This is a genomic window from Shewanella metallivivens, assembly GCF_028750675.1.
Lineage (GTDB): Bacteria > Pseudomonadota > Gammaproteobacteria > Enterobacterales > Shewanellaceae > Shewanella > Shewanella metallivivens.
The window spans coordinates 165303-188463 of the sequence record NZ_JAQQPZ010000002.1; the positions used below are offsets into that span (position 1 = coordinate 165303).

A 23161-nucleotide genomic window follows, 5' to 3' on the forward strand; every position below is an offset into this window, starting at 1 on the left:
AGCAAAGTGGTAGTGTGGTATCGACCACGTATTATGTGGGCAGTTTCGAGCGTGAAGTGACCCTAAGCAGTACGGTAGATAAAACCTACATTGGTGACCACACCATTAAGATGAAAGCCCATGTGGGCAGTTTAGGTAATCAATCACCGTTTCAGCATGTACTTCGCGACCATTTAGGCAGTGTCGATACATTGATGGATGCCAAAACCGGAGCAGTACTGCAGCACCGTGGTTATGATGTATTTGGTCGCCCAAGAGACATTGCATCAGGTAATGCGTTATTAAGTAGCTGGCAAGGCGTCACTAAAGGCTATACAGACCATGAGCATTTGATTGACCAAGAGCTTATTCACATGAACGGGCGGATATACGATTTCAACGTTGGCCGTTTTTTAAGTGTTGACCCGTTTTTGCAGTTCCCAGAGAATAGTCAAAGCGCTAACCCGTATTCGTATATTTTGAATAACCCGATGAGTGGGGTTGACCCGACTGGGTATAGATCTGAAGAATTAGACGAGGTTATATCAGGTAAGGCGTTTGAGAAGCTTGAGAAAGATGAAAGTGGGAATCTTTATGTGACAGCTGATGGGGAAACTTATAAATTAACTTCAGTTTCAAATGGCGAGAAGAACTTTTCCATATCATTTGACGGTAATGGTGGCGGTACCGCGCAGGTTGGTAAAACTACAGGAACCGTTAGCCTACATAAAGGAAATAGTAGTACCAATGTAGGTGTAACAGGTAGCACTGAAAAAGCTAGTGATGCTAAGTTTGCAATACCTAATAAGGATGTTCTAGGTACAAAAGACACGCATAAGCAAGCCACTGATATTCTTACTAGCTTTGAGATTGGAGGTACTAAGGAGCAAGGGGTGGCAGTGAAAAATGCGGGGGGTAACATTACACCTGATTCTTGCGACAATGAGGGATGCACCTTTAATAAGCTCCCTGCAAATATTCGCTTTGTTGCTCATTCGCATGTTGAAAGCAATCATTACCATAGCGGCATGGCAGAGGCTGTAACAAAAAAACGGGAGATGCCAGGGCCTGGCGACCACGCATTCTTAGTCAAGAGGAGTGCGCCTAATTATTTTCGAACACCTTCAGGGGTTATCAAGGTACTGGAGTTTAAAGGTGGTCAGTATCATGTCAGAACCTTGAGTACAGGCTCTATTTCACCAAACTGGAACCCTGCTAATGCAGAGTTATCAAGAAGAGAAAAGGGAAAGGCTATGAAGCTATGAAGTTATTTAAATTGATATTTGTGCTTTTATTAATGAGCACCTCTGTTTCTAATTTTTTGCAGGCGAAGGAGGATATTGGATTTTCTTCAATTTCCATATATGAAGTACTTGTTAACCCTACCAAGTTTCATGGAGAAATGGTTGAAATAACAGGGGTGTATAAGTTTGATATAGATTCAGCTACTTTATTTCCTAGCAAGGAGTATTTAGTTGAAGACGTCTTTGAGTCATCGATAAGTGTTCGTTTGCCTATGGATATGAGTCAGGAAAAATTAGAATATCTCACTAAGCTAGATGGAACCTATGTCAGGGTTTTTGGAGAGTTTGATGCTAAAAATAAAGGTTACGGCGGCTTCAATAAAGGCAAAGTAATCAATGTTCAAAGGATAGTAAGGCACTCTAATTAGTCATCCTGTTGCCTGTCAGTTTGGTGTGACAGGCAATTTTCATCACCGTGTAAAGAAAACCGTCGTTTATGAACCACTGCCATCATCATGGCTAATCATGGTCAAAACAGCCGATAATCGGTAAAGAAACTTGTAAAGTTATCAATGTTCACACCTACTTCAGCATTACTAGCAATCATCATCACCGTATAAAATATTCCCATTTCCAGCTATAATCGGGAAAGTTAACGGAGCCAATATGAGTAAAGTTGTAGAGTTCAAGCGTCATCACAGTACCACCCCAGACATCGAAAATCGGAAAATTCTTCCAACCCCACCCAAATACAGCCAAGTTCGTGAACGTGAATATCTAACAACATCAGAAATTGAACGCATCAGTAAAGCTGCCAAGTCCATTATTTATCTTAGCTATAGCGCCATGGATAAAACCAATTTGAATTGACAATTTTTCATTTCAATCATATAGTCAATCTTAGTTAGCAATTGCAGACTTTGAAGATGCAAATCTCTGCAACCAAATGAATTTAAACGACTATTTTACCTATTTAATTCGAGAGTCTGGGTTCAAATCCCTATCCCTCCGCCACATTAAATACAAAAAAAGCCGTTGATTATCAACGGCTTTTTTTGTTTCTGGCGTTTGAGGGGCTCTCCATAAGGATTGACTCAGACAATGTATCTGCTCTTTACATGAGCAGAGCACCCAATAACGTATACTTTACACGTATCTGTTTATCCAAATATTTACGCGACAAGGGCTTTCCTTGTTGATATATGTGATCTATACGCGATAAGGGCTTCCCCTTTGATGTATGTGATGGCATGCAAACCCCTTGTACTTTATTATCTATCTAATCAGTACCAATCAAAAATGGAGTTAGTTTCTCTTATTCCTTATTCGAATAGTGAAGCCTGTTAATTATGAAATTTAAGTCAAAAAAATACAGTATAGAATCAACTGATTATCAGGTTGGTCAAGATAATATTTTCAAGTGGGGCATGGATGTCCACAACACCGTTTTTAGCGTTTCCGTCGGTTTATCCATTTTATTTATTGTGGCTCTGCTGGTTTTCCCCCCCGCGGATGCTAAAGCTGCTATCGATTCAGTGAAGGGCGCCGCTTTATCTCACTTTGACTTCGTGTTTATGTGGACTGCTAACATTATGCTCATTTTTGCTATTGGGATTGCTTTCTCTCCATTAGGCAAAATTCGCTTGGGCGGTGACAACGCCACAACGGATTACTCGACAGTGTCCTGGGTATCCATGCTATTTGCTGCAGGTATGGGCATTGGCCTTATTTTCTGGGGTGTGGCAGAGCCAACAGCGTTCTACACTGATTGGTTTGGCACCCCGCTGGACGTGGCCCCCTTTACACCTGAAGGCCGTGAATTAGCGCTTGGTGCTTCTGTATTTCACTGGGGATTTCATGCTTGGGCTATCTACGGTATGACTGCGCTCTCATTGGCATACTTTGTTTATAATAAGGGCTTGCCACTCTCAATGCGTTCGGTTTTCTATCCCATGCTAGGTGATAAAGTCTGGGGCAAAACTGGTGATGTGATCGACATTATGGCGGTACTGGTTATTTTGTTTGGCCTTGCAACGTCACTGGGTTTAGGTGGCTCTCAAGCTGCCAGCGGAATAAGCCATGTGTTTGGTTTTGAAAATAGTATTTTTCTTCAACTGACGATTATTCTGGTCATTATGGGGCTTGCTATTCTCTCAGTGGTTCGTGGCATGGATGGCGGGGTTAAATTGTTGAGTAACATCAACATGATTATTGCCTTTATATTCCTTGGTTTTATCAGCATTCTTAATTTCACGACTGTGCTTGATTCATTGGTGACAGGTGTTGTCGGTTACGTCAAAAACATCATACCATTAAGCCAGAATTCAGGTCGTGAAGACACTAGCTGGTTACACGGTTGGACGGTATTCTACTGGGCTTGGTGGATTGCGTATGCACCGTTCTTTGGTATGTTTGTAGCGCGAATTTCACGTGGCCGTACCGTACGCGAGTTTCTGGCTTGTGTGTTGATTATCCCCACTTTAGTGACCACAGCTTGGATGTCATTTTTTGGCGGTATTGCGATTCAACAAATCATTGATAAAGTTGGTCAACTAGGCGTAGAGCAAGGTATTACAGACGTTTCCTTGAGTTTGTTTTATATGCTTGATGCTTACCCTATGGGAGATATTCTGTCCATTATTGCGGTGATACTGATTATCGTGTTCTTTGTGACGACTTTAGATTCAGGCTCTATCGTGGTCGATAGCATGACCGCAGGCGGTAAGTTAGAATTACCGATGAAGCAAAAGATTGTATGGGCGGTTATCTCTGCGCTAATCGCGATGGTGATGTTGTGGATCGGTGGCACTGACTCTATCAAAGCGCTTCAGTCGGTTACCATTATCGCAGCACTTCCGTTTGCGATTATATTAGTGCTTGCTTGTGTTAGCTTGGTGCTTGGCATGTTTACTGAGGTAAAAAAGCCGCAATTAAGTCGTAAACAATCCGCTTAATTACTATGAAGGGGCTTACATGGTACATTCTTGTAAGCCCTTGTTTTAGTATACGTCATACCCCTTTCGCATAAGTTCGTCCCATTGTGTTCGCACCCTCCAAACGTCAAGAAACAACCGCATAATTATTATGGCCAAACCAAGACTGGCAATCGTTAGCCTAGAGAACAGTTAGCGGTTATTTTTTATTAATTAATGCGTGTTAATTCAACAAGGCGTACTGTAGTAATGTTGATCAAGATCAAGCGTATTGTTTGTTTGTAGGCCTAAACTTATTTATGTTGAATGAGTTAAAACCAGTTTGATGCTCCGTTGCAAACGTGTTTTTGTTAGGGGATAAAATGAATTTTAAAGACTATTACATGGTATTGGGTATCGATCCGCAAGCGAATGTAAAAGCGGTAAAAGCCGCTTATAAAAAACTGGCGGTAAAATATCATCCCGATGTCAGTAAACATGCTGATGCCGAGGCAAAATTTAAAGAAATTGGTGAAGCTTATGCGATATTGAGTAATGCTAAAAAGCGTGCTGAATATGATGAAGTTCGTCAGCATCATCTAAATAGGTCACAAAGACATTACGCCGGTCAAACAGGCGCCAGTGGTGGTCAAGATTGGGGACAACAGGAAAGCGACCAAGAGTTTGCCGATTTCTTTAATTCAATCTTTGGTGCACGCCATTCAGGCTTTGACCCAAACCAACAGTATCAAGGCCGTCAAACCCAACCCGCTAAAGGTCAAGATGTAGAAATTGAATTCCCAATGTTTCTTGAAGAAACATTGGTCGACACTCTTAAACCTGTCTCGTTTACCCTGCAACAACGCGATGCTCATGGTCATATTGTTGAACATCCCAAATCTTTAAAAGTGAACATTCCAGCCGGTGTGAGTAATGGCCAACGTATTCGTTTAAAAGGCCAAGGCGGACCCGGTCAAACCAAAGCCGATAACGGCGATTTGTATTTAACCATTCGTTATGCACCACATCCTTTATTTGATGTTGATGGTCGAAATTTAACGATTGTTGTACCTGTGGCTCCTTGGGAAGCGGTATTGGGTACCAAAGTTACATTGCCTACCTTAACAGGGCATATTCAATTGAGTATCCCAGCGAATAGTCAATCAGGTCAGCGATTACGTATAAAGGGTAAAGGGCTATTGAGTAAAAAAGAGCAGGGCGACTTATTTGCTGTGCTTAAAATAGTGGTGCCGACGGTACCAGATGCAGCGAGTAAGCCTTTGTGGACTGAATTAGCTGAAAAAAATACATTCGACCCTCGTGCCAGTTGGAGTAAATAGTGATGCTGCAGATTAATATAAGCGAACAAGATTGTTGGTTGAGCAGTGACGAACTGTGCGAATGCAGTGAAATTAGCTCGGCATTATTACTTGAGCTTGTAGAGCACAGTATTGTGATCCCGCAAGAGGGCGAGGTAATAGAACAATGGCAATTTAGTATTGATAATTTACATCAAGTTAAAAAAGCCACGCGCATTCAACGTGATTTAGCGCTGGAATGGAGTGGTATTGGGCTAATTTTACAATTACTCGATGAAAGAGACCAACTGGAAAATGAAGTGCATAGGCTCAAGCAGCAATTAAGTCGATTTAAAGCATAGATAGATGAACCGCATCGTTACCGTCGTGTATGACGCACCTAAACCTGAAGATAGGCGCTTGGATTAAGCCATCATTCATCAACAGCATATGATGATTAAGCGGTAACCAAGTTTCCTCGATTTACCGCTACAAAATTTAACCTGCAAAGATCAACTGGTCTTAGTGAGTTGTGAGTTAATATTTTAAATAAATCATATGGCTAAATAAGTTTGAACCTTAAATAAGCCTGAAATTATTATCTATTTTTGCTAAAATCAGCCAGATAAATTATATCGACCGTCACTTTCAAAGTGTCAGGTCGCGCTAACAGAGGTTTTGTGATGATGAATAAGGACAAGTACAGTATAGATAATACCGATTATACTGTTGGGCAAGATAACATTCAAAAATGGGGTTTTGATATACATAACGCCGTCTTTGGAATTAGTGCAGGATTAATCCTTGCTTTTTTAATTGCCATATTATTAATTGATCCGGGGACATCAAAAGATTTTTTAGACGGTTTAAAATGGCAAATTATTGGTACATTTGACAGCCTCTTTATGTGGTCGGCAAATATTTTTGTGGTTTTTTGCTTGGCATTAATCGTTTCTCCTTTCGGCAAGATCCGCTTAGGTGGTGATGGTGCAAAAGCCGATTATTCAAGACTTTCCTGGATTGCGATGCTATTTGCTGCTGGCATGGGAATTGGCTTGATGTTTTGGGGGGTTGCTGAACCGTTAGCCTATTACACTGGCTGGTATGAAACGCCATTGAATGTGGCAGCGAACACGCCAGAAGCGGTAGAGATGGCACTTGGTGCGACCATGTTCCACTGGGGATTACACCCTTGGTCAATTTATGGTGTGGTTGCCTTGTCTATGGCTTTCTTTGCTTTTAACAAAGGTTTACCACTTTCTATTCGTTCGGCTTTTTATCCAATTTTGGGTGACCGTACATGGGGCTGGCCTGGACATATTATTGATATTTTTGCCGTATTAGCCACATTGTTTGGTCTTGCAACGTCTTTAGGCTTAGGTGCTCAACAAGCCGCATCTGGATTTCATCATGTGTTTGGCATTGAGGCAGGCTTAACCTTGCAAGTCACTATTATTGTTGTTGTGACGCTGTTAGCTGTTATCTCTGTTGTCCGAGGCCTAGAAGGTGGGGTTAAAGTCATAAGTAATATCAATATGTTACTTGCTGTTGCTTTGCTCATCTTTGTTGCTCTTGTGACTTTTGCTGTTTCGATGGGAACCATTCCGACAACTGTGATGGGTTATATTAAGAATATTATTCCACTGAGCAATCCTATCGGTCGTGAAGATGAAGCCTGGATGCACGGTTGGACTGTGTTCTATTGGGCTTGGTGGATCTCATGGTCACCATTTGTGGGCATGTTTATTGCTCGTATCTCTCGTGGTCGTACAGTACGTGAGTTCCTTGCCACCGTATTGATCGTGCCAACAGTCGTGACTATCTTATGGATGTCTGTGTTTGGTGGTGCCGCTATTGACCAAATTATCAATAATATCGGTACGTTGGGGAGTAAGGGATTAACTGAGGTTCCGCTTGCTATGTTCCAAATGTTTGATTCGTTGCCATTAGGTAATCTGTTATCAATGTTGGCTGTGTTATTGGTATTGGTATTCTTTATTACCTCTTCAGATTCAGGCTCACTCGTTATCGACAGTATTACTGCAGGTGGTAAAATTGATGCTCCTATTCCACAGCGTATCTTTTGGGCTGTTATAGAAGGTGCAATTGCTGCTGTTTTATTGTGGGTTGGTGGCACTAAGGCGATTGAGGCATTACAAGCGGGTGCCATTTCGACAGGCCTTCCGTTCACCATTATTTTATTGTTGATGTGTGTTAGTTTGTTGATGGGTATGCGTACCGAAAAGCATAATAAAAACTAGCTTTTGAGTTACAACAAAATGCCGATGATAAATTCATCGGCTTTTTTTATGCATTTTGATTTAGGTTAACATTATACCCATAAGTTTTTAATTGCAGTGTCGGGACTAAAGTGATACTTGATTTGTGCCTGCAGTAATTCAGCCGTGGCAATAGCATCAGTTAATGCATCGTGGGGCGCGTAAGCGGGTAAGTTATAACGTTCACGGCTATTCGCTAGCCGAATTGAATGCGGACGCTTACGTTTAAATAAATTAAATAAACTCTGAGATTTTGCCCGATGCAAATTGGCTTCAATTTGCATGGTGTCTATTACCGGAAACACAATTCCCTCATTGATTAACAGGCGTAGCGTGTGATTAAGAAAATCACGCTCAATATGTCGATAATGTACCACCACCACTTTACCCGCAAGTTGATCTAAAAGCTGTTCTAAAATCAATAGTATATCAGGTGCACCTTGTAAATCTGAGTGGGTGATGCCGTGAATAATAATTGAGTTTTCTTGGAGCTTATCTTGTGGGTTGAGATACCATTTTTTGGCTTTACGGCAATAAATACGCTGTAATGTAAAAGGCACTAAACCAATGCTAATGATGCTATTTTTCTCTGAGTCTAAGCCGGTTGTTTCAAAGTCTAGGGCAACAAAATCAATGTCACTTAATGGGGTTTCATTGTGGTAGGTGCCTGCATGGTAAAAATCAAACAAGCGTCGATCTTTGCTGTTTTGCATTTTTAATTCGAGAAAGGCTTGCCAATTTAAAATCTCCGTTTTACTGAAATGTGTCATAAGTTCGCCTTTAACGTTTGTTGGAGCTGTAGCGATATTTCAAAAAGTTCTGCGCATTGCTTAACACTAAAAAAGCATCTTTAAGATTACGGCGTTCAAAGTCAGACATATTTTCGGGTTCAATATTATTATCAGGTTCAATCCCCGATTCAATGTCGGATGATTGGTGACGCAGGCGTACCAGAGAGATAAGTTCCATCGCATGTTGTAAATCTTCCGCCTTTGAAGTGGGAAGAATGCCAGCGTCGATAATATCCTCTAAGCGTTCAAATGAGTTTTGCGATTGTGAGCCAATGGCGAGTGCATGTACTCGGATCAAGTCTGCTAATGGCGCAGTGCCACGACGTTTTAAATTGATGGAGTTGTTATGACGGCCATCTTTTTCCATTACAAAATCTTTAAAAAATCCCAGTGGGGGGGTGCGGTTGAGTGCATTGTGCGCAAGGCAAGCTAAAAAGCGGTTGTTTTTCTTGGCTTTATTCAAGATAAATGCATTTAATTGTTCAGCCCATTTAACCCGACCATAAACCCCAGTTAGATCGAAGAAGATAGAGCAGTTTAATAAGGCTTGCGGGTTAGGTTTTTCTATCCAATCACCAAAACAGGCTTCCCATTCTGAGCGTGTTTTACGGTATTCTGGGTTACTGGCCATGATTTCTCCAGTACAATAACTGTAACCGCAAGCGGCCAAGCCATCACACACAAAGTCTGCTAACTTTGCAAAATACTCACCGTGCACGGCGGCTTTATAGCTATTATCCAGAATAATCGCATTGTCTTGATCGGTTACCATTAATTGCTCATCGCGAGCCATTGACCCCAGTGCTAAAAAACAATATGGAACCGGTGGCGGGCCGAATTTTTCTTCTGCAAGTTCTAATAAACGCTGCTTAAAGTTACGACCAATTTCAGACATTGCCCGCCCGACCATATGTGAGTTGGCATCTTCATTAACCATGCGCACAAAGCAACTTTTTAATTGCGACGATAGCAACACTAAATCTTCACAACTTTTCTGCTGAAAGATACTACTAACAAATAACAAACTATTTTGCGACTCGTAACGAATGATATCGGCAACTTCAATCAGGCCTATGGGGATTTTATTTTTAAGAATAGGCAGGTGGTCAATTTTATTACGAAGCATAAGTAACATAGCTTCAAATATATATGCGTTATGATCCAGTGAAATTAGCTCGGTCGACATGACTTGTGAAATAGGACTATCGACATTCACTCCTGCAGCAATCACTTTAGCGCACAGATCATGTTCGGTAATAATACCCACAAAACTACTGTCTTGTTGATCGTCTTTATCGGGGTCATTAATTAATACCGCAGAAATATTTTCTTCGGTCATGATTTGGGCAACAGTTTGTATCGTGCTATTACAAGGGAGAATCACAGGCTCTCTAGTCAGTAAAGTTTTCACTTTAGAGGTGGTAAGTGCATTAGCATCGGCGGTTTTGCCCTTTACTGCTTGTTTTAAGCGAGTGGTATCCTCTGCTTCAACAAAATCAGCAAAATCATCATAATTTTCGCATAAGTCATTGAACACTGATTCTGGAATACAGTATACGAGAGTGTCTTTTACCGCTTTGGCTGGAAAGCGCACTTTATTATTGGTCAATAACCCCATTTGACCAAATAACTGCCCCTGATCAAGACGATTATAGAGCTCACCCTTACGACGATATAACTCTACGACGCCACTGCGGATCATATAAAGTTCGGTAATCCTGTCATTAAAGTTAACAATCATACTATCGGTACGGTAATAAGAGATCTCAACACTTTTGGCAACGTCAATTAAGACGTGTTCTGGAAGCTGATCAAAAGGAGCGTGCTGTGCAATAAAGCTCTGAATTTCGAGTAGTTCGGCTGACATGAATAGGCCTGCTAATGTGTAATAAATGGCGCTGTGTTTATGACTATGTCGTTATTATACGAGTAAATGACTCAACATGGGGATCTATCGGTGCTATTGAATCTTTTGCAGTGGAAAAGCTTTCAATATCGAACAAAGTCGGAGCTTTAGTGACCATTTGACTAACAGAAAACCTAAAATGCCCTGACCAAAAACGACAATCGTGAACATCGAAGGTACCCCTGACAATTACTATTCTAGGTTGACGGTTTTGGCAAAGTCATTGTTATTTGTTGTTGATAATACTTTCTGACAACCAATTCATGAAACCCATAATTAAACAATAAGGGCTAACTGATTTTATGGAATGATTTGAGTGCTTTTTTTATGGCATATTTGTTTTTTGCTATTTAATGATGGCTATTAATCATTGTTTATTTATTGCTCAGTATTTGCTGTGGCATTGAGGTACATCAAGGTTTCAAGGAGATATTTGACTTAGATTTATTAGGTGAGCGTCATTTTATTTAACGGTTAGCTCGCAGCTGAGTTCAGTGCGAACACTAATGAGGCAATCCTATGACAAACTTTCCTGAACGCTATAAAGAACTCAGTCTCTGGATGGATAAACTTGGGGTGGCTATTCCTCAGACCATGAAAGGGTTTTCTGAATTGCATCAATCATCTATTGCTCCCGGCGTTTTGGACAGTAAAACGAAAGAGCTTTTAGCCCTTGGAATAGCTATCGTGGTGAGATGTGAGGGATGCATTACTTTTCATGTCCATGACGCTTTGCATGCAGGAGCCAGTAAAGATGAAATTGCTGAAACCGTGTCAGTAGCCATACTTATGGGTGGTGGTCCCGCTGTGGTTTATGGTATCGAAGCCTTGCAGGCTGTGAGTCAATATCAAGCGCTGGGCTTATAAACCATAACAGAATACTCAGAAGCCAAGAACACTGTGAAACTGAATTAACTTTAGTCGATTAATCAGTCCATTTTGTGTGGCTTATCCGAGCAGTGTTACATTGTGTAGGAGAATAGTGATGGGTACAGTTAACAGCGACACAAGCCATAATCAACCTCTCGAAGGCGCTATTAAAGATGTGGTTGAGGCAGATAATAATATAAGAGAAAACGTTCGTCGTATTACCCTTAACGCATTGAGTGACGGTAAATTAGATCTTGATGAGATTTCTCAAGTTACTCGACTCGTGGCGAACGGTGCGGGGGTAGGGGCTGTTATTTATGGACCCGATGGTCGAAACCCGTTGGCAAAAGCGGTCGAGGGGCTTAATGATGCATTATGCACTGCTGCTGAAGCATCAAAATTAGCCATTGAAGAAGCCAGTTCTCACGTCAACACATTCGGGAAACAAGATTTACAGCACGCGATTAATGACCTTAACGAACTTGAAACGATGTATTTAGAGACATTGAATGACGTGGCTAAAGAGACAAGTGAGACAGTGTCAGAAACCCTCAATGATTTGGTTCGTCATGGTCGCTTAAGTGGCACCGCCATTGGTCAAAAAGCATCAGAAACGGCAAAACTGTTAAATGACCAATTGAGTGAGAGGTTAAGCGAAACCGTTTCTGCTGGCGTTGATTCTGCATCGAAAGTAACCAGTAACCTAGCATACGCGGCGGCAGGATTTCTTGAAGCGATTGCACAAACCTTGGACAAAAAACTGACCTCTAAATCTTCAGAAAATGCACATAAATAGATAGGTGAGCCATGCTGTGGGAAACGTTAAGTACTGCACGAGATATTGGTCGACTGAATGAACTCGCTTCGGTGTTAATTCGTTATGGCTTCGGTGATGTGCTTCGCCGCCTAGGCTTGGTGAATATATTTATTGGTGCTGGTAAAGCACTGAATTGGAAACAGACTTCGGATATCTCTAATCTAGAATCTCCCGTTAGGTTTTGTCATGCATTGACCGAAATGGGTCCCACATTTATTAAACTCGGTCAGATCCTTGCGACACGCTCAGATTTGTTTTCTTCTGAATGGACGACTGAGTTTAAAAAGCTACAAAATCAAGCTTCTCCGGTATCATTTGATTTAATCATTGAACAATTACAACAAGATTTGGGGTGTAGCCCACATGAGGCTTTTGCCGAGTTTGATCCTACCCCTTTTGCCGCGGCATCTATTGCCCAGGTTCATCGAGCCCGATTACAAGATGGAACAGAGGTGATTGTCAAGGTGCGCAGGCCGGGTATACAACCGTTAATGGAAGCAGATTTGCGTTTACTTGCGCGTGTTGCTGAGTTAATGGAGTCTGAGTCAACAGCTTTACGCCGTTTTAAACCTCGTGAAGTGCTTCGTCAATTTACCCGTTCTTTGAGGCGGGAATTGGATTTGTTGGATGAGTGTCGCAATGCTGAAAGAGTCGCTAAAAATTTCGCTGATGATCCTAATATCGTTGTCCCTAAAATGTATTGGCCGTGGTGCAGTGAACGTGTGAATGTGCAGCAATTTATTGATGGCATTCCTGGCCGAGATATCGCAGCAGTGGAGCAGGCGGGTTTAGACAGACACCTGTTAGCCCACTATGGAGGACAAGCTGCTTTAAAAATGATTTTAATTGATGGTTTTTATCATGCAGATCCTCATCAAGGTAATATTTTTTATTTGCCAGGAAATAAGATTGCCTTTATTGATTTTGGTTTGGTGGGACGTTTGTCTTTTGAGCGCCGCCATCAAGTGGTCACACTGTTACATGGCATGGTTGAGTTAGATGCTCCTCGAGTGGTTGAAGTGTTGCTCGATTGGGCTGGCGATCCTCCGTTAAATGGTCAAAATTTGAGTGTTGAAGTTGAAGAGTTTATTGATAAATATCACGGTGTGTCATTAAAAAACTTCCATTTAGGCATGATGCTCACTGAATTGATGTCACTGCTCAGAGAGCACAGGCTTAGCTTACCTCCTGATATCATTATTTTGATTAAAGCGTTGATAACACTTGAAAGTGTTGCGCAACAGTTAGACCCTGAATTTAATATGGTGTCTGATGCAAAGCCTTTACTACACCAGCTAATGTTAGATAGAAACACCCCCGATGCCATCGCTAAAAGAGGTTGGCAGGCCTTTGTGGACACCACAGAACTACTTGCGGGGTTACCGCAAGATTTACAACAATTGCTACGTTCGGCACGCAGTGGAAAATTCCAGTTACATGTTGATATCACGCGGTTAAAAACCTTTGGGAATCAACTTGACCGAGCGGCTAGCAGGGTGGCTATTGGAAATGTGGTAGCGGCGATGATTATTGGCTCCTCTATCGTCATGACGGTTGACGGTGGGCCAACCTTATTTGGTTTACCAGTATTTGGTATATTGGGGTTTATAAGTGCTGTGATAGGAGGAATAGGGTTGTTGTTCTCTATCTGGTCGAGTGGCAGGTGGAAATGAACCTATATCGGTTGTGGCTTTAGTAACGTTTAGACCCAAAAACGTCGACAAGGTGTTGTAATACCAATCCGGATTAAAAAGTGAACATCAGAATGTGTCCAGCGGTTTTTGATTAAGACATCGCGATGTCGAAATGGTTATCCCCTTTCAAATAGCGATAACGCAGAGCAAAAACGGTTGGCATTCCGTTAAGCTCTCGCTAAGTCATCACTTATTAACGCACAATGGTTTAAATGCCAACCTTAGCTGTGCGTTTAAGTATTCATTGCAAAAGCCACAATTTGCTTATACCAGATTTCAACATTTTATGTTGTATTGGGTTAAGTCGATTTATGACATATAAATTTTTTAAGCTATTTCCTGTCAACGAGGTTAGATGTCGGTAAGTTGATTGTATCAAACTGGGCTATCGGCAAATCAATCAAAACAAGTTGTGTAACTGGTTAAAAAAATGGGTTATCCATTTAGCAACAATCAAAGTTAATGGTGTTTGTCTTAATGGCATATCACTATGGGCGGACTTCTATTGTTTACTCACCATTCATCGCATGCTGTTTTGTTATCCGTACAATGTCAATTGGGCTAAACATATGGTGATAACATGCTTAACTTCGTAAAATTTATCTCTTTATGTGAACGGTTTTCATGTAGGCTTTCTTTAAGAACAATGTTCGGTTACTGTTTGATTTACAGGGCATAGTACTTATTTGGTGCGCTTGCTGCACTATGTTAGAACTGTGCATTTGAATTTAACATTTTTTGTAAAGACAATGTCTACCAACAAGACTTATTTACTCGATTTAACAACGTAATTGCCATAATTTAATTGGAATAAATATTGCTAGAGCAACAATAGAGTACGACGTGTTTTAGAGTTTTTATATGGTTGCACACTATTAAAGAGGGGTTTATTGATGACAATTACAGTTGGTATAGCGCACCATACTCAATACAAGTACGATCGGTTAGTGAATATGGGGCCGCATATATTCCGCTTACGTCCAGCACCGCACAGCCGCACTAAGATTAAAAGTTACTCTTTAAAAATCATTCCAGAAGATCATTATATTAATTGGCAACAAGATCCTTTTGGTAATTATCAGGCGAGGGTAGTGTTCAATCAACCCACTAATGAGTTTAGTTTTACCGTTGACTTAGTGGCTGAAATGACGGTGATTAACCCTTTCGATTTTTTCTTAGAAGACTACGCTGAAGAATTTCCGTTTGTTTATGATGCGGTCACAAAAGCTGAACTTAGCCTTTATTTAAAAAAACGAAAACCCAGCAAAAAGTTCCAAGAGCTCATCGAATCATTAAAACCCAAAGAGCCACTGCGGAGTGTTGACTTTTTGGTTGCCGTGAACAGAGCCATTTATGATTTAGTCGATTATGGTATTCGCCTCGAGCCTGGTGTGCAAACGCCTAATGATACCCTCACCAAACAATCAGGATCATGCCGTGATTCTGCCTGGTTATTAGTACAACTTTTTCGTCATTTAGGGTTAGCCTCGCGCTTTGTTTCTGGCTATTTAGTGCAATTGACCTCGGATCAAAAATCGTTAGATGGCCCAAGCGGTCCAGAACAAGACTTCACTGATTTACATGCTTGGACTGAAGTATATATCCCAGGAGCAGGTTGGATTGGCTTAGATCCTACCTCTGGTTTGTTTGCCGGAGAAGGTCATATTCCGTTAGCATGTACCCCTGAACCAAGTGCCGCCGCACCAGTGACGGGTGGGATAGATGAATGTGAATCTGAGTTCAGCTTTTATAATAAAGTGACTCGGGTCCATGAAGACCCACGTGTAACTAAACCTTATTCAGAAACACAATGGACTTCAATTAATCGCCTCGGCTTACAAGTTGATAAAGCCTATGATGAACAAGGCATACATTTGACTATGGGCGGTGAACCGACATTTATTTCTATTGATGATATGGAGCATCCGCAATGGAATACTGAAGCCGACGGTAAAGAAAAAAGGGCATTGGCTCAACATTTATTTGTTGAAATGAATAAGGTCTTTACTCAGGGTGGGTTTACTCATTATGGACAAGGCAAGTGGTATCCGGGAGAGCCTTTACCGCGTTGGCAATATGCGTGTTATTGGCGTAAAGACGGGGTGGCGTTATGGCATGATGCGAGTTTACTTGCTGACCCAAACAAAGATTATAAATTAGATCATACTGACACCAAAAGGTTTGCCGAAAAGTTATGTGAAATCATTGGTATTGATGATAAAGCATTGACCACAGCTTACGAAGATATCCTCTATCATTTATGGCAAGAAGCCTCATTGCCGATAGAAATTGGACCCAAACAACCCGAATTGCTGCATGCTATGAGCCGTAAAGGCTTATTAGAAAAAATGGAGCGCGGCATTGAAAAGCCTGTAGGTTATGTGGTGCCATTGCAATGGAATGATAGTCGTCATTGCTGGCAATCTTGCACTTGGGAATTTAAACGTGGTCATTGCTTTTTATTGCCCGGAGAGTCGCCATTAGGTTATCGCTTACCATTAGACAGTCTTGAGTGGTCGGGTAATATTATAGACCGTGATCCATATGATATTCCTGATACTTTTGCGAAGACAAAAAAAATTAAAAAAGGCTTTGTCGGCAAAGAGATGATTAAAACCGCGCTGGCTTTTGAGGTGAGAGAAGGGCGTTTATATATCTTTATGCCACCCACAAGTCATTTCGAGCATTACATGGGATTATTAACTGCCATTGAAGCTGCGGCAAAAGCACTGAGTATCCCAGTTGTCATTGAAGGTTATAGCCCGCCTAAAGACAGTCGTATTGAAAAATATGCCGTAACCCCCGATCCTGGTGTGATTGAGGTGAATATTCATCCTTCGAATTCTTGGCCGCAGTTAGTTGAAAGAACCACCACACTATACGGGCTAGCTAAAGCATGTCGTTTAGGCACCGATAAGTTTATGGCCGATGGCCGCCATACCGGTACCGGTGGCGGTAACCATGTGACGTTAGGTGGCGAAACCCCAGACCAAAGTCCTTTTTTGCGTCGACCAGATATTTTACGCAGCTTTATTACTTACTGGCAGCATCACCCTGGGTTGTCATATTTATTCTCTGGTTTATTCATTGGCCCAACGAGCCAAGCGCCTCGTGTTGATGAGGCTCGAGATGAAGTGCTATATGAACTTGAGATTGCATTTTCACATATGCCAGAAGGAGAGGTGCCCCAGCCTTGGTTAGTTGACCGTTTGTTACGTCATTTACTTGTTGATTTAACTGGTAATACTCATCGAGCTGAATTTTGTATCGATAAGTTATATTCCCCAGACTCTCCTACAGGTCGCTTAGGCATCGTAGAGTTTAGGGGCTTTGAAATGCCGCCTCATGAGCAAATGAGCCTAGTGCAAATGCTTTTGCTGCGTACCTTGTTGGCTTGGTTTTGGAAAAAACCTTACCACAAGCCATTGATCCGGTGGGGAACAGAATTACATGACAAATTCTTATTACCACAATATGTCGAAAACGACTTAGCTCAAGTCTGTAGAGACTTGCAACAGGATGGTTTTCAGTTTCAATTTAACTGGTTAAATCCATTTTTTGAATTTAGATTTCCTGTTTGTGGTACGCGTGAGCTTGATAATGTGACGTTAGAGTTAAGAACAGCCATTGAACCCTGGCATGTCCTCGGTGAAGAAGCGAGTGCTTCGGGCACGGCGAGGTATGTTGATTCGTCATTAGAAAGGGTGCAAATAAAAGTCAAAGGCAGTATTGGTGATCGTTATGTGGTGACTTGTAATGGCCGTCATGTCCCACTGAAACCGGTTAAAGGTAACGCTAAAGATGAACAGTTTGCTGGCATTCGATATCGAGCCTGGCAGCCACCATCAGCGTTACATCCAACCATTGGCGTTCATGCTCCGCTTGTTTTTGACCTGATAGATACATGGGAAGGTCGGTCGTTAGGTGGTTTTGTTTATCATGTTAGTCATGCGGGCGGACGAAACCCTGAAACATTGCCTGTTAATGCATTTGAAGCAGAAGGGCGCAGAGTGGCAAGATTTTGGGAGCATGGGCATACACCGTCGATATTACCATCGGATCTGCCAAGTTGGTTGCCATCTGCGGTGACTCATCGATTTGAGGCGGCTGACAAGGTTTGTGAGTTTGTTGTACCAGAGGTAGAAAGTATCAATCCAGATTACCCCAATACTCTGGATTTACGCCGACAACCTAAGTTTAAGTAATCATAGCGATTTTTGTATCATTCCACCGTAAATAATTTTAAAGTGGAATGATACAGGGTCGACTGATTTTTCATGGCAGTAGCGTCAAATGACGTTGTTTTAATCTTGCTTTATGACTCAGAGTAAAATGATTGTTGCCTTACTTTTGGACAGCAATTCACAGACGAAACAGACCCTCGTGACCCTATGCATTTATCACGGTTTATCATAGATGAGTGTGATTATTGATGTTAAAACGGAGCTCGTTCAATTGTATATTAACAATAGCACTATGGCTGAATTGCCTGACTGGCTTTTTAAATACCTAAATACATCACATGCTCATGATGAACTCGCCAATCACAGCGGTAAGAGTCCAGATCATTGGGACACCTTGTTCAATGGATTATCTAGCTTAACTGCAGAAGATGTCAGCGAGCGCGCTATCGAAATCAGCCAATTATTTCAAAATGGCAATATTAAACTCGACAGAAACCAAAAATGGCATTTTGATCCCTTACCCTTTATGTTTTCCAAAAGTGACTGGGCTTTATTGGAAGCAGGCATAAAGCAAAGGACAATATTACTCAATAAAATTCAACAAGATATTTATGGTGAGCAAAAGTTATTGCTTGATGGACATATTCCTGCTCAGCAATTATTTCAAGATAATAACTACTTGAGAGAAGGGTTTAACCTGCCTCAAAATGAACTCAAACTGTTTTTTACCGCGCTAGATATATACCGCGCTCCGTCTGGCGAATTTAAAGTGTTAGTCGATCACTGCCAGTGTCCATTGGGGTTAGGTTTGTTGCTCGAAAGCCGAATTATTGCGCGGCGTGTGATGGCCGAAGAATTTGCTGAATGCAATGTTCAACAAATTAAAGGCTTTTTGAAGCGATTTACTGATGCTATCAACGAATATACCCGATATATGGATGACCCAAGGATTGTTATCCTCACCCAGGGAGTCGATGATCCTAATTATAATGAGCACGCATTTTTGTCGACTTACTTTGGTTATACCCTAGTACAAAGTGCTGATTTAACTGTGCGTCATGGTGAAGTTTGTTTAAAGTCGTTACCCGGCTTAGGTAAAATAAACGTGATTCTTCGGTGGATACCGGATCGCAGCATTGATTCGTTAGAACAAACCGAATACTCACTTCACGGGATCCCCGGGTTACTTCAAGCGGTAAGAGAAGGCACGGTTAAAGTGTTAAATCCATTTGGCAGTGGAGTATTGTCATCACCCGCTATTCAATGTCGACTCGATGAGTTGTCTCACCATCTTTTAAACGAGCCTTTGCTTATTGGCGAGCCGAGTCATTATGACCTTGAACAAGCAAAAAACCTCGATTGGAGTCTGCTTGAATTAGTCAGTTATAACGATAAACATTTTAAACTCGACGGCGCGAGTGAAGCAGATAAAATTCGAGTTGCAATTAATGAACATCCCGATGCGTATTTTTTTCAAGAGAAACCAATATTTAGCTGTGCACCTTTTTGGAGCGAAGGAAAGCTGGTGGCCAAACCTGTGTTGTTTAGGTGTTATGCATTAACCACCGAAAATGGGATAGAAGTACTGCCTTCAGCCTTATGTTTTTCTAACGAAAACGATAAAGACCCGAGTGTGTCGGGTTGGCTTAAAGACACCTGGATAAATGCCGCAGATAACCTTGTGGCAGGCGCTCATAATATACCTGCTCCCGTGAAAAAAAGAATGGATGTGACTTTACTCGAAGGGGTTGTTTCGAGTCGCACCGCAGAACATTTATTTTGGCTGGGCCGCTATCTAGAGCGCAGTGAGAACACGATTCGCATCTTACGTATTTTTATCGATAGATACACTGAATTGGCCATTTACCCCAGTACCATGCGGCGAAATATTGTCACGCGATTGTTAAGTGCCATTAAGTCTCAGCACATTGTTTACCCTTATATTGAACCTACTGACATCTCTGATGAATATGAGCCTAAGCAGGCTAAACAAACTGCTTTTCAATTGCTTGCAGATGAGCAATGCGCAGGGAGTATTATTAATACCCTCACATATTTGTTTAATGCCACGTTGCAAATTCAAGAGTTGTTATCCAATGACAGTCGCCGAATTATTGAAGACATTAATGATCAAATTCAAAAACTTAAGCGTGTCGCGGTTAATATCTCTGCCCGTGGGATGCAAAGCAGCTTAGATCAAATCATTGGGTTTATTATGGCGTTTAACGGCTCTATTACTGATTGTATGCCTAATAGTAATGGTTGGTTTATGTTAGAAATCGGCCGCAGAGTTGAACGTAGTATTCAAATTAACTCACTCACTGCGTCGTTATTGTCTGAAGAAACGCTTGAGACAGAAGAACTTGCCATATTAGAAGCGGTATTGAGTTGCCAAGTGAGTTTGGTTACTCACAAACGCCGTTATCGCATGTACCAAAGTATTGGAACCGGTATCGAATTATTGATGCTAGATGCTGAGTATCCGCGCTCATTATTATTTCAATTAGAACAAATTGATTTACTTTGTCAAAATCTCCCAATAAAACGGCGACCCGGAGTCATATCTGCACATGAAAAAGCTATTTTGCTATCTAAAACAACGTGTTACTTAACAGAGAAAGATTATTTACAACACAGTGAAGATGGACAGCGTAAGCAGTTAAAGGAGTTTAGCCATAATATTCGAACGAATTTGAATACGTTTTGTGATGTATTGCTAGTTCAGTATTTCTCTCATACCCAAACGGCTAGTAAATTGAACTGGTCGAATATTGAGCAAATTCAGTCGTGAAATATAAAATTAAACACTCAACAACATACCAATATGCTGACTTTGTTAGTTTATGTCAGAATCATGCCCGATTAACGCCAAAAACAATTCGTGGCCAAATATGCCATAGCAGTCGGATTGAAATTACACCCCCAACAAGTTATTTGCAGCAATTTACCGATTACTTTGATAATACCGTCACTGTGTTTGAGATCACTCAGCAACATAATATGTTGACTGTGACCATGGTAAGTGAAGTCGAATTATTAGTCAGTAGCAATGACAATTTAAATAAAGTGGATATGCCATGGACTAAGGCACGGGATTTATTAAATAAGCCGACAACACATGAATTGTTAAAAGCATCCGAATTTGTCATGCCATCACAACATACGCCAATCGATGAGATGGTTAAAGCCTATGCATTAGTGTCATTTAAACCCGACGTCAGTTTAATTTCTGCATGCAAAGATTTAATGGCACGAATTTTTCATGAGTTTTTATATGATCCTGGTTTTACAACCATTAGCACGCCTTTAAGTGTTGTATTTGCACAAAAAAAGGGCGTTTGTCAGGATTTTGCTCACTTTGCGTTAGCGTGTTTACGTAGCATGGGGTTAGCGGGAAGGTATGTGAGCGGCTATATCGAAACATTGCCACCAGAAGGTGAAGAGAAATTAGAAGGCGCTGATGCAACCCATGCATGGTTTGCGGTGTTTGTCCCTAATTTTGGTTGGGTCGATTTTGATCCAACAAATAATGTATTACCTAAAGAACAACATATTACTTTGGCGTTCGGTCGTGATTTTTCTGATGTCACCCCTCTCAAAGGAGTGGTATTTGGGGGGGGCAATCAGCTATTAGGTGTAGCAGTGGATATGATTAGGTTAGATTAGATTAATTTGTATCAATCTTATCATTTCATATTCGATATGACTCAATGGTTTATAGGCGGAAGTGTATGAGAATTGATTGGAAAGCGTACAACACCAAAGGGTTTTTTGATGAATTAATTGACGGCCAAGGAAACGTAAGATTACACGGACAAAAATTAGCTCAATTTTTTGCTAATCTTTCAGCAGATGAATTAAAAAAAGCCAGAGCCGTGGCTGATTTAGCCATTAAAGAAATGGGCATTACTTTCACTGTTTACAATGAAGGTAGCATGATCGATAGGGCTTGGCCTTTTGATATTATCCCTCGTACGATTGGCAAAAATGAATGGCAAAAAGTCGAACTGGGTTTAAAGCAACGTGTTGAAGCGTTAAATCTGTTTATTGATGATTTATATCATGATCAAAAGATCATTAAAGACGGTGTATTTCCAAGAGGCTTACTCGAAAAGTCGGTTAATTTTAGGCAACAGTGTGTCGGGATTAATCCGCCAAATAAAATTTGGGCACATATATGTGGTTCTGATTTAGTCCGCGACGGTAAGGGAACTGTGTATGTATTAGAAGATAACTTACGCGTTCCTTCTGGTGTCTCTTATATGCTCGAAAACCGTTCAGTTATGAAGCGGGTTTTTCCTGAGTTATTTGAGCAAATGTCTATTTTGCCTATCGATGATTACCCCTCGCAATTGTTTGACATGCTAGCTGCCATGTCGCCTCGTCCACAGGACAAACCTGAAGTGGTTGTATTAACCCCTGGGGTATTTAATTCTGCTTATTTTGAACATTGTTATCTTGCTCAAGAAATGGGCTGTGAATTAGTAGAAGGTCGTGATCTTGTTGTTGAAAAAGATGATTGCGTCTACATGAGAACCATTACAGGTTTGCAACGAGTGGATGTGATTTATCGTCGTATTGATGACTTGTTTTTAGATCCAGAAGTGTTTTTACCCGATTCTCAATTAGGCGTACCCGGATTAATGCGAGCATGGTCTAAAGGGAATGTCGCGTTAGTTAATGCGCCTGGAGCTGGGGTGGCAGACGATAAGGTGGTATACGCCTATGTACCAGAAATCATTAAATATTACCTTGATGAAACCCCTAAATTAGAGAATGTACCAACGTACAAGTGTCTTGATGAAAAAGAATGCGATTATGTCATCAAAAATATTGATAAATTGGTCGTTAAGCCCGCAAATGAATCCGGTGGATACGGTTTATTAATAGGCCCTAAGTCTACTCAAAAAGAACAACAAATTTGTATTGAACAAATAAAAGTCGATCCCCGTAATTGGGTTGCCCAACCTACATTAAATTTATCTACTGTTCCAACTTTCGACGGCCTTGAACCCGATGGACGCCATGTTGATTTAAGACCCTTTATTTTATCATCGGGTAAAGATATTCAAGTCACTACAGGCGGATTAACTCGTGTTGCCATGAATAAGGGATCGTTAGTGGTGAACTCATCTCAAGGTGGTGGCAGTAAAGATACATGGATTGTTGACGAAGAGGCGGAATAAT

General features: G+C 41.2%; 16 protein-coding genes. 14 read left to right on the plus strand and 2 right to left on the minus strand.

Annotated features, from left to right (window positions below):
• Positions 1-14 precede the first annotated feature (14 nt).
• The 7 genes from PQR79_RS03655 (at position 15) to PQR79_RS03685 (ending at position 7694) form a co-directional block, all read left to right on the plus strand.
• Positions 15-1244, plus strand: coding sequence for an RHS repeat domain-containing protein (locus PQR79_RS03655; RefSeq protein ID WP_238104070.1), 1230 nt, complete (start codon positions 15-17; stop codon positions 1242-1244).
• The gene (locus PQR79_RS03660; protein ID WP_238104068.1) at positions 1241-1651 is read left to right on the plus strand and encodes a hypothetical protein; all 411 of its coding nucleotides are present in this window, start codon (positions 1241-1243) and stop codon (positions 1649-1651) included. Before PQR79_RS03655 ends, PQR79_RS03660 begins: the two co-directional genes overlap by 4 nt.
• A gap of 238 nt (positions 1652-1889) precedes the next feature.
• The gene (locus PQR79_RS03665; RefSeq protein WP_238104067.1) at positions 1890-2093 is read left to right on the plus strand and encodes a hypothetical protein; all 204 of its coding nucleotides are present in this window, start codon (positions 1890-1892) and stop codon (positions 2091-2093) included.
• 479 nt (positions 2094-2572) lie between these two features.
• Positions 2573-4177 (plus strand): BCCT family transporter, encoded by a 1605-nt coding sequence (locus tag PQR79_RS03670; protein ID WP_238104065.1) that lies wholly within the window; start codon positions 2573-2575, stop codon positions 4175-4177.
• Positions 4178-4518: 341 nt separating this feature from the next.
• Positions 4519-5475 (plus strand): DnaJ C-terminal domain-containing protein, encoded by a 957-nt coding sequence (locus PQR79_RS03675; RefSeq protein ID WP_238104063.1) that lies wholly within the window; start codon positions 4519-4521, stop codon positions 5473-5475.
• A gap of 2 nt (positions 5476-5477) precedes the next feature.
• Entirely contained in the window at positions 5478-5795 is a 318-nt protein-coding gene (locus PQR79_RS03680; protein ID WP_238104061.1) for a chaperone modulator CbpM, read from the plus strand.
• 318 nt (positions 5796-6113) lie between these two features.
• Positions 6114-7694 (plus strand): BCCT family transporter, encoded by a 1581-nt coding sequence (locus PQR79_RS03685; RefSeq protein ID WP_238104059.1) that lies wholly within the window; start codon positions 6114-6116, stop codon positions 7692-7694.
• 71 nt (positions 7695-7765) lie between these two features.
• Here PQR79_RS03685 and PQR79_RS03690 read toward each other — a convergent pair whose 3' ends face one another.
• On the minus strand, positions 7766-8482 hold the full coding sequence (locus tag PQR79_RS03690; protein WP_238104057.1) for a 3'-5' exonuclease: 717 nt from the start codon (positions 8480-8482) through the stop codon (positions 7766-7768).
• 10 nt (positions 8483-8492) lie between these two features.
• Positions 8493-10370 (minus strand): DUF294 nucleotidyltransferase-like domain-containing protein, encoded by a 1878-nt coding sequence (locus PQR79_RS03695; RefSeq protein ID WP_238104056.1) that lies wholly within the window; start codon positions 10368-10370, stop codon positions 8493-8495.
• 558 nt (positions 10371-10928) lie between these two features.
• Here PQR79_RS03695 and PQR79_RS03700 point away from each other — a divergent pair.
• The 7 genes from PQR79_RS03700 (at position 10929) to PQR79_RS03730 (ending at position 23160) form a co-directional block, all read left to right on the plus strand.
• Entirely contained in the window at positions 10929-11276 is a 348-nt protein-coding gene (locus tag PQR79_RS03700; protein WP_238104055.1) for a carboxymuconolactone decarboxylase family protein, read from the plus strand.
• Between the two features lie 118 nt (positions 11277-11394).
• Entirely contained in the window at positions 11395-12075 is a 681-nt protein-coding gene (locus tag PQR79_RS03705; protein ID WP_238104054.1) for a DUF6781 family protein, read from the plus strand.
• 11 nt (positions 12076-12086) lie between these two features.
• Positions 12087-13769, plus strand: coding sequence for an ABC1 kinase family protein (locus tag PQR79_RS03710; protein ID WP_238104053.1), 1683 nt, complete (start codon positions 12087-12089; stop codon positions 13767-13769).
• Positions 13770-14683: 914 nt separating this feature from the next.
• Positions 14684-17995, plus strand: coding sequence for a transglutaminase family protein (locus tag PQR79_RS03715; RefSeq protein WP_238104052.1), 3312 nt, complete (start codon positions 14684-14686; stop codon positions 17993-17995).
• 211 nt (positions 17996-18206) lie between these two features.
• Positions 18207-20765, plus strand: a complete 2559-nt coding sequence (locus tag PQR79_RS03720; RefSeq protein WP_238104051.1) for a circularly permuted type 2 ATP-grasp protein — start codon at positions 18207-18209, stop codon at positions 20763-20765.
• On the plus strand, positions 20762-21640 hold the full coding sequence (locus tag PQR79_RS03725) for a transglutaminase family protein (protein WP_238104050.1): 879 nt from the start codon (positions 20762-20764) through the stop codon (positions 21638-21640). Before PQR79_RS03720 ends, PQR79_RS03725 begins: the two co-directional genes overlap by 4 nt.
• 65 nt (positions 21641-21705) lie before the next feature.
• The gene (locus PQR79_RS03730; RefSeq protein ID WP_238104049.1) at positions 21706-23160 is read left to right on the plus strand and encodes a circularly permuted type 2 ATP-grasp protein; all 1455 of its coding nucleotides are present in this window, start codon (positions 21706-21708) and stop codon (positions 23158-23160) included.
• The last annotated feature ends 1 nt before the right edge of the window (position 23161 follow it).

Bases quoted from the DNA above. Each gene is read 5' to 3' on its own strand.
- PQR79_RS03660 (WP_238104068.1), top strand. From the start codon at position 1,241: ATGAAGTTATTTAAATTGATATTTGTGCTTTTATTAATGAGCACCTCT.
- PQR79_RS03675 (WP_238104063.1), top strand. From the start codon at position 4,519: ATGAATTTTAAAGACTATTACATGGTATTGGGTATCGATCCGCAAGCG.
- PQR79_RS03695 (WP_238104056.1), bottom strand. From the start codon at position 10,370: ATGTCAGCCGAACTACTCGAAATTCAGAGCTTTATTGCACAGCACGCT.
- PQR79_RS03665 (WP_238104067.1), top strand. From the start codon at position 1,890: ATGAGTAAAGTTGTAGAGTTCAAGCGTCATCACAGTACCACCCCAGAC.
- PQR79_RS03680 (WP_238104061.1), top strand. From the start codon at position 5,478: ATGCTGCAGATTAATATAAGCGAACAAGATTGTTGGTTGAGCAGTGAC.
- PQR79_RS03700 (WP_238104055.1), top strand. From the start codon at position 10,929: ATGACAAACTTTCCTGAACGCTATAAAGAACTCAGTCTCTGGATGGAT.
- PQR79_RS03730 (WP_238104049.1), top strand. From the start codon at position 21,706: ATGAGAATTGATTGGAAAGCGTACAACACCAAAGGGTTTTTTGATGAA.
- PQR79_RS03670 (WP_238104065.1), top strand. From the start codon at position 2,573: ATGAAATTTAAGTCAAAAAAATACAGTATAGAATCAACTGATTATCAG.
- PQR79_RS03705 (WP_238104054.1), top strand. From the start codon at position 11,395: ATGGGTACAGTTAACAGCGACACAAGCCATAATCAACCTCTCGAAGGC.
- PQR79_RS03720 (WP_238104051.1), top strand. From the start codon at position 18,207: ATGAGTGTGATTATTGATGTTAAAACGGAGCTCGTTCAATTGTATATT.
- PQR79_RS03715 (WP_238104052.1), top strand. From the start codon at position 14,684: ATGACAATTACAGTTGGTATAGCGCACCATACTCAATACAAGTACGAT.
- PQR79_RS03690 (WP_238104057.1), bottom strand. From the start codon at position 8,482: ATGACACATTTCAGTAAAACGGAGATTTTAAATTGGCAAGCCTTTCTC.
- PQR79_RS03710 (WP_238104053.1), top strand. From the start codon at position 12,087: ATGCTGTGGGAAACGTTAAGTACTGCACGAGATATTGGTCGACTGAAT.